This is a genomic window from Haloplanus sp. GCM10025708 (assembly GCF_042663985.1).
Taxonomy (GTDB): Archaea; Halobacteriota; Halobacteria; order Halobacteriales; family Haloferacaceae; genus Salinirarus; species Salinirarus marinus.
In genome coordinates this window covers 1,828,230-1,842,112 of the sequence record NZ_JBHSZA010000011.1, presented here as the reverse complement: position 1 = coordinate 1,842,112, position 13,883 = coordinate 1,828,230, and the positions used below count along the sequence as shown (strand labels likewise).

The window sequence follows — 13,883 nt, the reverse complement described above, 5'->3', positions numbered from 1 at the left end:
GACAGCGCATCGGAGCGGTCAGACGCGCCGGCCGGGTCGTGCCATCACTCGAACGCCGAAACGGTGTTCTGAACGCATGCCTCGATGTCTGCCACGGCGTCGTCGTCGAGTTCGACCAGCGGCGGGCGCACGGCCGCGTCCGACAGGACGCCGCGCGCGACGAGCGCCGTCTTCGTCGCCGGCGCGAAGCCGTGGGCGACACACGCCTGAAACAGCGGTGCGATGTGGTCCGTCTGAATCTCCCGCGCCCGCCCCGTCTCACCGGCGGCGACGGCGTCGAGGGCCGCCGCGAACGCCTCCGGTATCACGTTCGCCAGCGCGTTGATACCGCCCGTCGCGCCCATGCCGACGCCGGGGACGAGTTGGCTGTCGAAGCCCTGATACAGCGCGAAGTCGTCGGGCGTCCGGCGTAGGCACTCGACGAAGTACGTCATGTCGCCGCTGGAGTCTTTCATGCCGACGGCGTCGGGGTGGTCGGCGACGGCTTCGAGCGTCGAGGGGTCGATCTCCTGTCCGACGCAGGCGGGGATGTTGTAGAGGACGACCGGGAGCGACGCGGCGTCGAGCACCTCGCGGAGGAACTGCTCGTTGCCCGCCGGGTCGTTGGCGGCGTGGAAGTACGGGAGGACGACGAGGGCGGCGTCGGCCCCGCAGGCCGCGGCCGCCTCGATGCGGGAGACGGTGCCGGCGACGCTCGGATTCGCCGTGCCGGCGAGGACCGGGGCGTCGCCCGCTGCCTCGACCGTCGTCTCGACGACCGTGGCGTACTCCTCGTCGTCGAGGCAGCGAACTCGCCTGTCGTCCCGCAAGGGACGAACCCCTCGACGCCCGCCTCCCGCTGGAAGGCGACGAGGTCCGCGAGCGCTTCCGCGTCGACGTCGCCGTCCGCGAACGGCGTCACGACGGGTGCAAGAACAGTTCCGAAGTCATCTGTGGACATATGACGTCACTCAGCGGTGCCTGGTTAGTGGTTTCGTCGGCGATCCTCCGCGTCGGCGTCGCGGTGATCCCGAACACCCGCGTTCGCTCCGGGTTGCCCACGTCCCCGAGGCCCGCGAATGGCACGGACGCGAGCGTTCGAAGGGCGGAAACGGACCCCGAGTCAGGCGTCAGCGACGCCGCGTCGCGCGTTCAGGAACGCCGAAATCCGCTCGTCCAGCGTGTCGAGAACGACCAGCGTCGGCGGGAGCGTCGCCAGCGCGGCGACGAGCGTCAGGAAGATGACGCCGACGGTCAGATAGCCGAAGTCGCCGAGGATGGGGAACGGCGAGAGCGTCAGCGCGGAGAAGCCGAAGACGGTGGTCATCCCGGAGATGGAGATGGCCTTGCCGACGCGGGTCGCCGCCGTCTCGACGGCGGCGAGGCGACTCACGCCGCCGCGTTGCTTCTCCTCGTAGTAGCGCTCCATCACGATGATGGTGTACTCGGCACCGATGCCGACGCTCATCGCGCCGAGACTCGCTCCGAGCGGCGAGACGGGGATGTCGAGCGCGACCATGTAGAGGTTCTGCCACCCGAGGACGAACCCCATCGGCACCAGCGGGGCGATAGCCTTCACGAGATCGCGGTAGTAGATGAACAGCGCCCCGAAGACGAAGCCCACGCCAAGCAGGGTCGTCGTGTTGCGCGACTCGATCTGCGAGACGATGCTGGGCGGCGAGACGGCCGACGTCCCGGTGAGTTTCGGTTCGACGCCCGGCGGCGGATTGCTGAACTCGATGGCCTCGCGAGCGTTGTTGATGAACGAGATCGTCTGTGCGGTGGTCATGTCCTGTGGCGCGACGACGGTGATGTGGGCGTAGCCGTCGGCGTAATACTGCGCGCGCTGTTGTGCGGGAATCCGATCGAGGACCCGATCGACGCCCGCTCTGGTCTGTGGAATCTCGCCGCCGTTGTACTGCTGGACGAGCGACGCCGGCGTGTCGACGGCCTCGATGAGCGGTGTGCCGACGGCGACGTCCTCGAAGCGTTCCATCCAGCGTAACACGCTCGGATGCTTGAGGTGATCGCCCGTCACGAGCACGTCGTGCTGGACGCTCGTCCCGCCGCCGGTGACCGACCGGAACTGCTGTAAGTCGACGTACGCCGGGAGGTCCTGCGGGATGAACTCCTCGGTGTCTGCCATCGTTTCGAGCGACGACGACGCCTGGAAGCCGGCTCCAGCGATGACGAGGGCGATCGTGAGCACGAGCAAGGGGTGACTGGCGAGGAATCGCGACGACTGTCCGAGGACGCGGCCGAGGAGGCCGATCTCGCCGGCTTCGACCGCCGCGTCGGCCGCCCGGTCCGACGACCCGTCACCCCGCCACCGAGCGTAGAGCGTGAGAACGGGCAGGAGGACGAGGATGCCCGCGAGGAACGTCAGGATGACGCCGAAGATAGACGTCTGAGCGAACCAGACGAACGCCGGCGTCCCGGCGGTCGAGATCCACGTCGCGCCGAACCCGAGCGCTGCCGAGAGCATCGCGACGAAGACGGGCGGGCCGATGCCGCTCATCGCGCGTGGCAGTGCCTCCCTCGGCGGATGTGACTCGAGTTCCTCCTCGTAGCGTTCGTGGAACTGCACGGAGTAGTCGATGCCGAGGCCGATGAGGATGGGGAAGACGGCGCTGGTCAGCGTCGAATTCGGTACGCCGGCGTAGCCGATCGCGCCGAAGGTGTAGATGACGCCGATGAAGACGGCAACGATGGGGAGCAAGCGGAGTCTGACGCCCCGGAAGAGGAAAAAGAGGGCGACGATCATCAAGCCGACTGCGAGGCCGAGTAGCTGCTGGGTGCTCTGCTGGATGAGCACCGAGAGCTGGGCGGAGAAGGCCGCGCTCCCGGTGATGGTTACGGTGACGGCGGCGGGGAAACGCGCCCACTCGCTCGCCGTCTCGGCCTGCGAGAAGATGGGCCGCTCCTCCGTCTGTGTGAGCCCGGGGGTGAAGATTACCTGAACGATGGTGTAGTCGGGCGACCCGACGACGGACGCGATTTTCGCCTGCGAGTCGGGGATGCGGCCGTACCGCTGGCGCACCCGGTCGGCGGGGCTGACGACGGTGGCGACGTTCTCGACTTCCGACATCCGTCGGTCGAACCGGTCGATTGCTCGGATCGTCGCCGGTTCCGTGACGTCGCCGCGGACGAGGACGGCGATGCTCCCGCGGTCGAACGTCTCCGAGAACGTCTCCAGCGTCGGGTTCTCGCCGACGAACGCCCTGTCGCCGGTGACGCTCGTAATCTGGGTGGCACCGCCGAAGGCCGCGAATATCAACACCAGGGCGACGATGAGCGTCGCGACGGGATGGCGCTGGATTCCGTCGCCGACGGCACCGAAGACGTCTCTCATCCCGGCCATCTCACCACGCTCCGCGAGGGTGGGGGTCATCGGCGGCGATAGAGGTACGCCCCGGCACCGAGGACGACGAGGCCGACGACGACGGCGATGGGGAGGACGGGCGGTCCGCTCTCGGATTCGCTCACCGGAACGCCGAGCGAGAGGCCGTCGGTGAACTTGGTGTCGCCGTCGGGTTCGTCGTACCGCACCTCGACCGAGGCGGCGTACGATTTGACGAGCGCCCCGGAGGCGGCGCTGACGCGGAAGGTGGCCGTCGTCGTCTCGTTCGGTTCGACTGTCCCGAGATACGCCCCGTCGTCGGACGAGGAGAGCGGGTCGCTCACGAACAGTTTCGCGTTCGTCGCCGAGACGGGGTCGTCACCGAGGTACTGCAACCGCACGCGCAGGTCGGCCGTCCCGCCCGGCGTCACCGACGTGTTCACGCCGACGACGCGGAAGGGGTCGCGCTCTTCCCCGATGCTGATCGACTTGCGAACCGGATTTCCGGCCGTCCGCACGTCGCCCTCGGCGTTCTCGTACTCGACGGTGAAGGCGAAGGAGTTGGTTCCCGGCTGGGCGTCCTCGGAGATGGCGGTGGTGAAGGACACCCGCTTCGACTCGCCGGGTTCGAGGTCGCCGACCGCGCTTTCGCCGTTCGTCGGCGTCATGGGGCCGTTCGTCCGGAGGCGGACGACGACGTTCCGTGCGACCCCCTCACCGGCGTTGACGACGTCGCCCGTTATCCGCGCCTCGCTCTCGCCGACCCGGAAGTTCTGCGTCCGGAGGTCGTCGATGGCGAACGTGCGTTCCGGGCGGACGGTCACGCCGGTCGTCAGCGCGTCCGACCGTTCCGTGACGTCGTTCTGGTTCTGGTAGGCGACGACCGTCTCGATGGGGTACTCGCCGGGCGAGACGTCGCCCGTCGCGCCCACCTGTACCGAGAGATTCGTCGTCTCGCCGGGCGCGAGCGACGGGACGTAGAGGCTGGTCGTCCGCTGCTGGTTCGAGGGATTACCGAAGAAGACCTCGGGCGCTTTCGAGGAGAGTCGCACCGACGCCGCCCGCGCCTCCCTCGTCCCCGTGTTTTTCAGCGAGAACGAGAGCGTGCCGGTGTCGCCCGCGAACAGGGAGTTGCTCCCCTCGGAGACGACCTCGAACTGCGGGCGGTCCTCGACGCGGATCGTCACGTACTTTCGCTCGTCGTTTTCGAGCCAGACGTACTCCGGTTGCTCCGTGTCGCTGTAGGTGACCGCGCGGACGTGCTTGTACGACACCTCCACCGGGATGCGGTAGGTCCCGGGCTGGACCTGGCCCAGTTCGAGGGCGAACTCGAACGGAGCCGTACTCGCCTCGGGGATCGACCCGATCGCCACCGTCCCCGTCTTCACGTCGATGGGGGCGTCGATGCGATCCTCCAGGATCTTCATCTGGACGTTACGAGCCGTCTGCACCTGCTGTTCGTACTTCGCCGGACCGCCCTGATAGATCTGCCCGTCGTTCGTGACGTCGATGGAGAGCGTCGCCGTCTCGCTCGCCCTGAACGTGTCGTCGGCCACGGACAGCGAGAGGTCCGGTTCGCCGTAGACCGAATCGTCGGCCAGCACCGGCACGGCCGGCGTCACAGTAACAGCCCGACTACGAGTAGTATCGTCACCCGTCGCATGTGCGTTCGCTACTGTGAGAGACGCGGGTTAACGATGACGGTTTACTAAAAGAAACGGAAATAAAGTTTAATTCTCTGTGTGAGAAATATCGGTTAGCTCCCGCCGAGCGCCGATTCAGGCCGACGTCGACACGCGGAGTCAGAAAGAACGCGGAGGAGTTGAAACCTGTCGAGGTAGCGCCGGACCGCCACTCGGCAGTGCGGTCGGAGATCAGTACGATACGGTGACGTTCCGAACGTTGTCGCCGTCGCGGAGGACGATCGTGGCGTGGTCGTTGTCGAGAAGCGGCGCGTTCGCACCGAGGTAGCGGTCGGGCGGCGTGTCCCGGCCGCTCCCCGTGTGGACCCGCATCGCCTGCCCCGGGAGGAGTTCCCGGGGGCCGAAAAACTGGTATCGGCGGTCGTCGACTACGAGATACCAGTTGCCCGGATGGACGGTCTCCGTACCGACGTTCTCGACGACGAAGTACTCGCCGTTGAGATTCTCGGCGTCGTCACCGTCTGGATTCGGGTGGACTTTCGTGATCGCGAGGCCGTCGTCGTCGGTCGGCGGCACGGAGACGACGCCACACGACCAGAGGCCGATGTCGCCGGACCGGGCGCGGGCCTCGAGTCGCGCGTAGCCGCCGTCGGCCCGTGCGTAGCCCCGCGCGACGAGGCGGCGATTGAGCGACGTCCCGTCGACCGAGACGTGCGCTCGCTTCCGGGGGCCGTCGGAGACGACCGACATCTCGACCGGCCGGTCGAGGTAGTTCGTCCGCAGGAAGACGGTGGCGCGTCGGCCGAACTCGGCGAGACACGCCGCGCCGCGCGAGCCGGTGAGGACGCCTCCGAACGCCCGCGGATCGTTCCCCCGTCTCGGGGGCGTCGACGCCGGCCAGCGCGTACGTCTCCAGTCGGCCGTCGGCGCGCCGAACGGTGAGCGTGTCGCCGTCGGCGACGTGGACGATCGTCGGCGACGCGTCGGTGGACGCCTCGGCGGTCGGCGTCGACCGCTGGAGCGTCGTCGCTGCCTCGGCGGTCGGCGTCGACTGCTGGAGCGTCGACGCCCCGTCGGGCGGGGTCGCGGGCGACGGTCCGCCGACTCCCAGTGCGACGCCACCGACGGCCGCGAGAACGCAGATGCCGACGAGGGCGACGGCGGATGTCGAGCGGTAGCGGCCGGACGGATCCGAGCGGGTGCGGGAGATGACGGAGTGGACGAACAGCACGAGCGCGCCCGCGAGAACGAGCGAGAGCAGCCACATCATTCGCTCACCCGCAAAGCCCACGGCATACCCGACACTGTGACGGCGATCGACTTAAAATGGGGGTCAGGCGCGCGCCCAGCTGAAGACGGTCGTGTCGGCCGCCCCGGCCGCGGAGTCGTTCCGGACGACGCCGTCGTACGGCCCGCCGACGACCTCGTCGCCGTCCTCGACGGTGAGTTCGAACGACTGCTCGTCGCTGTAGTTGGGGACCGTCATGCTCGCCTCGACGGACCGGCCGGCGTCGACGGTACTCACCGTCCGCAGGAGGAAGCCGTTGCTGCCGCCGCTCGATAGCCGGACGACGACGGTGCTCTCGGGCGCGAGCGTCGTCGTCGCCTCGAAGGTCACGTTACCGGGGGAGACGACGATCGGGTCCGTCTCCGTGGGGGAGACAAGCGTCACGCGCCGATCCGTGATCGTGAACGCCGCGCCGAGCGTGCCCGTGCCGTCGTCCGATTCGACGACGGGGTTGCTCGCCGACCGGGAGAGCGTCATCTCGAACTCGCGCGAATCGCCGTCGTAGAGGGCGGCGGTGTCGACGAGGGCGTACAGCGTGTCCGACTCGGGCGCGAAGCGGTAGTCGACCGGAAGCGGTGCCACGACGTCGTCGCCGTCGGTGGCGGTGAGACGGAGGTCGAGCCCGTAGCCGAGCGTCCCCTGCCCGGCGGGGCCGTAGACGATCTGACCGCTCTCCCGGTAGGCGTCATCGAGCGAGACCGCGACCGAATCCGTCCCGGTCCGGTCGGGGTTGGTCACGGCGTACTGGACCAGCAGCGTCTCGCCGGCAGCCACCTCGACCGCGTCCGAGAACGTGAGCGCGATCTGGCCGGCGGTGTTGCTCCGGAACTCGGAGACCGACGAGGTGAGGTCGGTCTCGACGACGCCGTCACCGTCGCGGTCGACGCCGACGTGGGCGATGTTCTCCGAACCGAACTGCGAGAGCCCCGACGGCGGACCGCCGTCGATGCCGGCGTAGTTCACGGTCACCGTCTCGAACGAAACGGGCCGATCGGGGGCGACCTGTACCGTGTGGGTCGTGTCCGCGCCGGGCGAACTGTTGTGGGGGTAGACGAGATTTCGACCCGGAGCCACCCCCGCGAGTTGGCCCCCGACGCCGCTGGCGTCGAACGCCACGACGGCGTAATCACCCTCGGCGACGGCGTCCGCCTCGAACGCCTTCGCGGCCGTGACGTTCCCGACGGCACCCGACGGCAGTCGTTCGTCCGCGACGGCGTTCGCGGTGGCGGCGTCCATCGACCCCGGCGTCAGTTCGAGAACGGCGGACGTACTCGACCCCGGCGTGGAGGCGACGAGGTTGTACCGCCCGGTGGCGACGGGGGTCGACCGTCGCGGCGACGTCCGCTCGACCGACGTTATCCAGCCCCTCGCCGGCCGCCGAGAAGGCGGCCCGCTCGCCGCTACGCCATCCCGCGCGGAACGTGTTGAACCGAACCGTGACGTTGCCGTCGCCGTCGCCGTCGCGGACCCCGACGCGCGACCGGTACGCGCCGTCGGCGGCCCGGATGCTCAGCGTCGCTTCCGACACGCCGTGTAGCCGAAGCGGCACGGCGACGACGTCGCCGCGCTGGTCGGTCGTCACCGCCTCGCCGAAGCCGACGCTGGGCGACCCCGAATCGGCGTTCGAGGAGGCCGCGGCGACGGGCGCGACGGCGACCGACAACAGAAGGAGGCCGGAGAGCAGGAGCGCGCCGAGGCTCCCCGTCCCCCCTCCCTCGCAGCTGAATTCCGAAGCATCTGAAACACTACTCGTGATCACCCTACTCTATCTGTGTGCTGGGTAAGTACTTTGTGGGGTAGCGTCGCCGCCGCGGGGGAGCGACGCTCCCGAACGGGGCGCGTCACCTGAAATCGACTTCGCGAAACGCGAACTCGAGAGCGAAGTCGTCTTCGTCGGTCGAGCGCTCGGCCCGGCCGTCGCGGACGAACTTCGCCGTCCCGGTGAGCCGGGCCGTTTCCCCCGCTTCGAGCCCCTCCGGGAAGCGCCGCGAGAAGTAGTCGGTGGCGACGGTTCGAGACAGTTCCGGGGCGTCGTACCGGACGTCGACCCGGTACTCGACGAACTCGAGGACCCGCCGGCTGACGTTCTCGATTCGCACCTCGAAGTCGACGTAGACGGCAGACTCGAACCGATCGAGACGGAGGAGAAGGCGGACCGACGGATTTCGAGCCGGTTGCTCGGGAGCGCCGCCGTCGGCGTCGGCGCTGGCGTCGGCGTGTCGGCGGGCGTGGGTGCCGGCGTCTGCGTCGGCGCTGGCGTCGGTCCCCGCTCGTCGGGCGTCGGCGTCGGCTCTTCGATGAAGACGTTCCCACAGCCCGGCAGCACCGAGAGCAGGGCGACCGCCCCTGAAGTACCCGTCGTCGTCCGATGGGCTCGTCGGCCATCGGTCCGTCAATCGGCACCGCGCGAATTAAAGGGCGGGGCAGCGCCGCCGCGCTGAAACGCTTTTATCCGTCGTCCGCCTGCTGCTCCCGTGACCTACGACGCCGTACTCTTCGACAACGACGGCGTGCTCGTCGAACTCGTCGAGCTCGACGTCCTCCACGCCGCGGCACGCCGGGCGTTCGACGCCGTCGGTGTGAGCGACCCCGACCCCGACGACGTCGCGGAGGTGGCCATCCACGTCACGCCCGACGCCGTCGCGAGCGTCGCCGGCCGGTACGACGTCGACCCGGACGCCTTCTGGCGCGCCCGAGAGCGACACGCGTCGCTGGCCCAGCAGACCGAACTCCGGGAGCGCCGCGTCGGCCTCTACGACGACTTCGACGCCGTCCGGTCGCTGGCGACGCCGCGGGGCATCGTCAGTTCGAACCAGCAGGAGACGGTCGATTTCCACCACGACTTCCTCGGGACGCACGACCTGTTCGAGACGGCCTACGGCCGGGAGCCGACCGTGGAGAGCCTCGACCTGAAAAAGCCCGACCCGCACTACCTCGAACGGGCGCTGTCGGACCTCGGCGCGGAGTCGGCGCTGTTCGTCGGCGACAGCGACGCGGACCTGCTGGCCGCCGCGAACGCCGGCCTCGACTCCGCGTTCGTCCGCCGCCCGCATCGCCGCGACCACACGCCGGCCGTCGAACCCACACACGAACTCGGCGGGCTGGATGACCTCCTCGAACTGGACCGCGTTCCGGTCGCGGAGTGAGAGGCGACAGTATATCCGTCTCGCTCGCGTAGCAGCACCCATGAGCGAACCCGAATCGGACGACCTGCCGACGACCGAGGAGGAGTGGCGGGAACGACTCACCGACGAGGAGTATCACGTCCTGCGGGAGCGCGGGACCGAACCGAAGTTCAGCGGCGAGTACCTCGACCAGAAGGCGGACGGCACCTACGTCTGCGGGGCCTGTGGCGCGGCCCTGTTCGACGCCGAGACGAAGTTCGACTCGGGGTGCGGGTGGCCGAGCTTCTACGACGCCGTCGAGGGGAACGTCGAGCGGGAGGTCGACACCCGCCACGGCATGCGCCGCATCGAGGTGACGTGTGCCAACTGCGGGGGTCACCTCGGCCACGTCTTCGAGGACGGCCCGGAGCCGACGGGGGAGCGCTACTGCATCAACTCGGCCGCGCTGGACTTCGACACCGAGGAGTGACGCCTGGTCGGCGATGTTGACGGTCAGAACGGGGATGGACGACACCGTGACCACTTTCTGCGAGACGCTGCCGAGCATGTTCCGTTCGTACTCCGTACCGTGGGTCCCCATGGTGACGAGGTCGACGTCCGCCTCCTGGGTGTAGTCGAGGATCACGTCGGCGGGGTCGCCCTTCCGGAGTTCGGTGCGGACGTCGACGCCGGCCTCGCGGAGGCGGTCGGCCATCGTCGCCGTCGCCGCCTCCCCTCCGCCTCGAGTTCCTTGAGGACGTCCGTCTTCACCTCGTCCTGGAGCGTCAGAAATGCCCGGTCGTCGACGACGTACAACACGTGGACCGTCGCGTCGCGCCGGGTAGCGATGTCGATCGTATGCTCGACGACGGCGTCCATCGACTCGCTACCGTCCGTCGGGAGGAGGATGTCCTCGTACATTGTCTGTTCGTAGGTCGCCCGGGACGGATACACCCTTTTCGGTTCGCTGACGGCCCGCGTCGAACGCCGCGGGGACGGCGAATCGGCGCGGGTGTCGCGGCGCACAGCCCGAAGCGGACGACCCCCGCGGCAACGCGCTCGTCCGAAACGCCGCGACACTCACCGGACGGTGTTTCGGAGGGTGCCGACGCCCTCGTAGCGGATTTCGATCTCGTCACCCGGTTCGAGGACGCCCGGATTCGGCGGACTGCCGAACGAGACGACGTCGCCGGCTTTCAGCGTGCATCGCTCCGAGAGGAAGGCGACGATCTCCGTCGGCGAGAAGAGCATCCGCTCGGTGTTGGCCTCCTGTCGCCGTTCGCCGTTGACGTCGGTGTACATGTCGATCGCCGTCGGGTCGACGTCCGTCTCGATCCACGGCCCGAGGGGGCGGATCCGTCGAACGCCTTGCGCGCCGTCCGGCGGTCCTGGTCGAGGAGTCCAGGTCGTTGAGGACGGTGTACCCCCGGATGGCGTCCTCGGCCTCCGCCGGGGTGAGGTCTGAACACGCTTCGTCGACGACGGCCGCGAGTTCGCCCGCGTAGGTGAATTCGGAACACCACTCGGGGTAGTCGATGGGCGTCTCGGGGTGGTGGAGCGAGACGGGCGGCTTGACGAAGAAGTCCGGTCGGTCGGGGTGGTCGGACTCGCCCATCTGGTCGATTTTGCCGCCGAAATTCCGCCCGGCGCAGTAGAAGACCGACGGTTCGCAGGGCGCGAGCAGGTCGGCGTCCTCGCCGACGACGTACGTTCCGTCCTCGGCGCGGACGGTGCCGTCGTCGTATTCGCCGGTCGTGACTCCATCGGGCGTGCGGATACGTGCGAGTCGCATCGGTCGTCGAACGGACGCCAGACTGGATTATCGTTTCGTCTCGACGACGGCCCGATTCTCGCGGTCGAACAGGTTGGGCAGGCGCGCCGTCGAGGCGGCGTCGAACAGGCGCGGCGCGCCCGCGGCCGCGCGGTCAGCAGGGTCGGTAGCAGGCCGGTCGGTCGGTGTTCGGTCGGTCGAATCGGCGTCGGTGGCGTCGGTGGTGCGTGTACTCATTTCGATGGTCGGCGGCGGGCGGTCGGCGGGCGACGCTCCGTCGGGGGAGAATCAGCGTACGGATACGACCATCATCGATGTACGCCCCTGGACGACGGACGATAATAAACGTTCCTGAAAGATTCCGCTACGCGTACATCCCGCCGTTGACGTTGACGACTTCGCCGGTGAGGTAATCGGCGGCGTCGCTGGCGAGGAACCGAACAACGGGAGCGATCTCCTCGGCGTCGGCGAACCGCCGGAGCGGGATCCTCTCGCGGATGCGCTCCTGGATGTCCTCGCGCACGTCGTCGACCATGTCGGTCCGGGTGTACCCCGGTGCGACGGCGTTGGCGGTCGCGCCGTGGGGGGCGAGCTCGTGTGCGAGCGCCCGGGTGAACCCGACCAGCCCGCTCTTGGCGGCGGCGTAGTTCGACTGGCCGTAGTTGCCGGTGAAGCCGACGACGCTGGCGACGTTGACGAGGCGGCCGTGGTCGGCTTCCTGATGTCGTCGTAGAAGGCCTTGGTCGCGTTGAACGCGCCGCCGAGGTTGGTGTCGACGACGCGGTCCCACTCCTCGCGGGACATCTCGTCGAAGCGCCGGTCGGCGGTGATGCCGGCGTTGTTCACGAGGACGTCCACCGACCCGAACGACTCGCGGACGCGGGCGGCCAGGTCGTCGACGTCCGAGCGGTCGGTGACGTCGGCCTGTGCGACGACGGCTTCGCCGGCTCCCGCGTCGATCCGGTCCACCACCTCGTGGGCGGCGTCGGCCGACGAAAGGTAGTTGACGGCGACGGACGCGCCGTGCCGGCCGAGTTCGAGGGCGATTTCGCGGCCGATACCGCGCGACGACCCGGTCACGACGCACGTCTTACCGTCGAGTGGGTTCGCTCGCTGCTGTGCCTCGGTCGTTGCCGCGTGTTGGACGATTTTCGAGTTCATGGTCGTTCACCTCGCGAACGGTCGCCGGTCAGCGGCCGGCCAGGAGCGAGGACCCCTCGGGGAGGCCCGTCGCGTCCGCGTCGTGGATTCGAGCGTCGAGAGGGCGTCGTCGACGGTGTGGACGGTGTCACCGTCGACGCAGGGGAACACGCCGACGAGTTCGAAGCCGTCGTAGACGGCGAGACACGCCGTCGGCGTCCGCAACACGGCGTACTCGTCGCCGACGAGGGTCCGCGTCCCCGTCCGCACGACGAACGGCGGGTTGATGGAGACGCCGCGTTCGGACGCCCACGACTGGAAGTGTTCGTAGGCGTCGACGACGTCGACGCCGGGGCGATCCGGCGAGAGCGTCGCTCGTTCGGGCCACGTCGAGACATCGAAGCCGTCGATGCGGCCGTCCGCGTCGAGTTCGCGTAACGTCTCGACGACGTCCGAGTGGTGACCCGGGGCGGGGTCGTCCGCTCGAACGTGGAGTTCGATACGCCTGTCTGCCGTTTCTGTGAGTTCGTTGAGTATCATCTGTACACCTTACCGCGGACACGCCGTATCAGGTATCCTCGCTCTACCCTAATGTAGCTTTACCAACATTCTCGAAATCCGAGAGAGACACTGGCGGCGGTCTCCCGCCCGGTCAGTGGGTCAACAACAGGAGGCGGTCCGGCGTGCGGACGAGACAGAACGGGGCGTCGGGTGGGTTCGCGAAGGTAACCTCCCGCGCCGACGAGACGAACAGCCTGTCGAACGGCCGTTCGCAGGCGGGACAGGCGAAGTCCGCACGGTTGACGAGATACATCGACTCGCCGTCCTGCCTGTGGAGTTTGAGTCCGTGTCGATACTCGTGGACGTCGAAGCCGTCGGATACGTCCAGCGTCTCCATAGCGGCGTCACGAGGGCGGCGCGTATGTAGCTTGAGCCGTTACACTCGCCGAGCGAACGCGAGGGTGCCGCTGATGTTCTCGATGTAGACGTCGGCGACGTCGCCTTCGCGCGCTCCCGGAACGAAAATCGTGTACTTGCCGCGTTCGGCGACGCCGTCGCCTTTCCGGCCCGTACCGGTGATCTCGACGCGGTAGGTCTGTCCCTCCGCGAGCGTGGACGCCTGCGTCGTCGAAGCCGACGACTGCTTCTCGACGGGGCGGAACGCACCGCAGGCCTCACACCGGAGCATGTCGACGCCGTCCTCGCGGACGAGATTGGTGTCGGGCAGGCCACACTCCGAACAGGTGACGTATTCGGCGACGTACTCGGCGACGGCCGCCTCGAAGTCGGCGACGGTGAACGACCCGTTGTAGCGGGCGCGGCCGTCGTCGAGCTGGCCGGCCGTTCCGAGTTCGCGCTGGATGGAGCGGTGGACGTGTTCGGCGTCCCGCGACAGCGCCGTCGCGATGGCGTTCAGGTTCGTCAGACGGGTGAACGCGCCGTCCGTCTCCCCGGCGGGATCTGGAACCGACAGGCGCGTCCCGGCCTCCCGTGGCTGATCCGGGAGGGCGTCGAACGCCCGGTCGAGCGCAACAGTGTAATCCATACCGACCCGAAGCGCCTCCGGTGTAAAGGTGTTCCGTGGGTCGACGTGACAGCCGGTCGGGGCCGTAGCGCC

The 13,883-nt window shown here is 68.5% G+C and carries 13 protein-coding genes and 4 pseudogenes; 3 read left to right on the top strand and 14 right to left on the bottom strand.

Annotated elements, in window-relative coordinates:
• Positions 1–44 precede the first annotated feature (44 nt).
• From ACFQJD_RS13435 to ACFQJD_RS13420, 4 genes and pseudogenes are all read right to left on the bottom strand, one after another.
• Positions 45–940: pseudogene (locus ACFQJD_RS13435) on the bottom strand (dihydrodipicolinate synthase family protein).
• Between the two features lie 162 nt (positions 941–1,102).
• Positions 1,103–3,340 (bottom strand): efflux RND transporter permease subunit, encoded by a 2,238-nt coding sequence (locus ACFQJD_RS13430; RefSeq protein WP_379800520.1) that lies wholly within the window; start codon positions 3,338–3,340, stop codon positions 1,103–1,105.
• 26 nt (positions 3,341–3,366) lie between these two features.
• Positions 3,367–4,941: a CARDB domain-containing protein gene (locus tag ACFQJD_RS13425; protein WP_379798878.1), complete on the bottom strand. Its 1,575-nt coding sequence runs from the start codon at positions 4,939–4,941 to the stop codon at positions 3,367–3,369.
• Positions 4,942–5,193: 252 nt separating this feature from the next.
• Complete coding sequence (locus tag ACFQJD_RS13420; protein ID WP_379798874.1) at positions 5,194–5,712, bottom strand: hypothetical protein; 519 nt, start codon at positions 5,710–5,712, stop codon at positions 5,194–5,196.
• A gap of 188 nt (positions 5,713–5,900) precedes the next feature.
• On the opposite strand from ACFQJD_RS13420, the gene ACFQJD_RS13415 reads away from it, so the two are divergent.
• Complete coding sequence (locus ACFQJD_RS13415; protein ID WP_379798872.1) at positions 5,901–6,140, top strand: hypothetical protein; 240 nt, start codon at positions 5,901–5,903, stop codon at positions 6,138–6,140.
• 155 nt (positions 6,141–6,295) lie between these two features.
• Here the strand turns inward: ACFQJD_RS13415 and ACFQJD_RS13410 are convergent, their stop codons facing one another.
• The 3 genes from ACFQJD_RS13410 to ACFQJD_RS13400 form a co-directional block, all read right to left on the bottom strand.
• A complete protein-coding gene (locus ACFQJD_RS13410) occupies positions 6,296–7,486 on the bottom strand; it encodes a hypothetical protein (RefSeq protein WP_379798870.1) in 1,191 nt (396 codons plus the stop codon).
• Positions 7,377–7,913, bottom strand: coding sequence for a hypothetical protein (locus tag ACFQJD_RS13405; protein ID WP_379798868.1), 537 nt, complete (start codon positions 7,911–7,913; stop codon positions 7,377–7,379). Before ACFQJD_RS13405 ends, ACFQJD_RS13410 begins: the two co-directional genes overlap by 110 nt.
• Positions 7,914–8,091: 178 nt before the next feature.
• A complete protein-coding gene (locus ACFQJD_RS13400) occupies positions 8,092–8,646 on the bottom strand; it encodes a hypothetical protein (RefSeq protein WP_379798866.1) in 555 nt (184 codons plus the stop codon).
• Positions 8,647–8,724: 78 nt separating this feature from the next.
• Here ACFQJD_RS13400 and ACFQJD_RS13395 point away from each other — a divergent pair, with 78 nt between their 5' ends.
• Together ACFQJD_RS13395 and msrB are read left to right on the top strand one after the other, a co-directional pair.
• On the top strand, positions 8,725–9,396 hold the full coding sequence (locus ACFQJD_RS13395; RefSeq protein WP_379798864.1) for an HAD family hydrolase: 672 nt from the start codon (positions 8,725–8,727) through the stop codon (positions 9,394–9,396).
• A gap of 40 nt (positions 9,397–9,436) precedes the next feature.
• Positions 9,437–9,844 (top strand): peptide-methionine (R)-S-oxide reductase MsrB, encoded by a 408-nt coding sequence (gene msrB / locus ACFQJD_RS13390; RefSeq protein WP_379798862.1) that lies wholly within the window; start codon positions 9,437–9,439, stop codon positions 9,842–9,844.
• A gap of 6 nt (positions 9,845–9,850) precedes the next feature.
• Here the strand turns inward: msrB and ACFQJD_RS13385 are convergent.
• The 7 genes and pseudogenes from ACFQJD_RS13385 to ACFQJD_RS13355 all read right to left on the bottom strand — a co-directional run.
• Positions 9,851–10,275: pseudogene (locus tag ACFQJD_RS13385) on the bottom strand (universal stress protein); the annotation flags it as partial.
• A gap of 159 nt (positions 10,276–10,434) precedes the next feature.
• Positions 10,435–10,969: pseudogene (locus ACFQJD_RS13380) on the bottom strand (fumarylacetoacetate hydrolase family protein).
• A 204-nt stretch (positions 10,970–11,173) separates the two neighbouring features.
• Complete coding sequence (locus ACFQJD_RS13375; protein WP_379798860.1) at positions 11,174–11,362, bottom strand: hypothetical protein; 189 nt, start codon at positions 11,360–11,362, stop codon at positions 11,174–11,176.
• Positions 11,363–11,489: 127 nt separating this feature from the next.
• Positions 11,490–12,286 (bottom strand): annotated as a pseudogene (locus tag ACFQJD_RS13370) (beta-ketoacyl-ACP reductase).
• Between the two features lie 6 nt (positions 12,287–12,292).
• A complete protein-coding gene (locus ACFQJD_RS13365; protein ID WP_379798858.1) occupies positions 12,293–12,805 on the bottom strand; it encodes an HTH domain-containing protein in 513 nt (170 codons plus the stop codon).
• Between the two features lie 112 nt (positions 12,806–12,917).
• On the bottom strand, positions 12,918–13,163 hold the full coding sequence (locus ACFQJD_RS13360) for a DUF7385 family protein (RefSeq protein WP_379798856.1): 246 nt from the start codon (positions 13,161–13,163) through the stop codon (positions 12,918–12,920).
• Positions 13,164–13,202: 39 nt separating this feature from the next.
• Positions 13,203–13,811, bottom strand: a complete 609-nt coding sequence (locus ACFQJD_RS13355) for a translation initiation factor IF-2 subunit beta (RefSeq protein ID WP_379798854.1) — start codon at positions 13,809–13,811, stop codon at positions 13,203–13,205.
• Positions 13,812–13,883: the final 72 nt, after the last annotated feature.

What these genes read in the sequence shown, in the direction of transcription:
- ACFQJD_RS13360 (WP_379798856.1), bottom strand. Translation starts at nt 13,163, where the DNA reads ATGGAGACGCTGGACGTATCCGACGGCTTCGACGTCCACGAGTATCGA.
- ACFQJD_RS13410 (WP_379798870.1), bottom strand. Translation starts at nt 7,486, where the DNA reads ATGGACGCCGCCACCGCGAACGCCGTCGCGGACGAACGACTGCCGTCG.
- ACFQJD_RS13375 (WP_379798860.1), bottom strand. Translation starts at nt 11,362, where the DNA reads ATGAGTACACGCACCACCGACGCCACCGACGCCGATTCGACCGACCGA.
- ACFQJD_RS13355 (WP_379798854.1), bottom strand. Translation starts at nt 13,811, where the DNA reads ATGGATTACACTGTTGCGCTCGACCGGGCGTTCGACGCCCTCCCGGAT.
- msrB (WP_379798862.1), top strand. Translation starts at nt 9,437, where the DNA reads ATGAGCGAACCCGAATCGGACGACCTGCCGACGACCGAGGAGGAGTGG.
- ACFQJD_RS13420 (WP_379798874.1), bottom strand. Translation starts at nt 5,712, where the DNA reads ATGTCGGTCGTCTCCGACGGCCCCCGGAAGCGAGCGCACGTCTCGGTC.
- ACFQJD_RS13365 (WP_379798858.1), bottom strand. Translation starts at nt 12,805, where the DNA reads ATGATACTCAACGAACTCACAGAAACGGCAGACAGGCGTATCGAACTC.
- ACFQJD_RS13430 (WP_379800520.1), bottom strand. Translation starts at nt 3,340, where the DNA reads ATGGCCGGGATGAGAGACGTCTTCGGTGCCGTCGGCGACGGAATCCAG.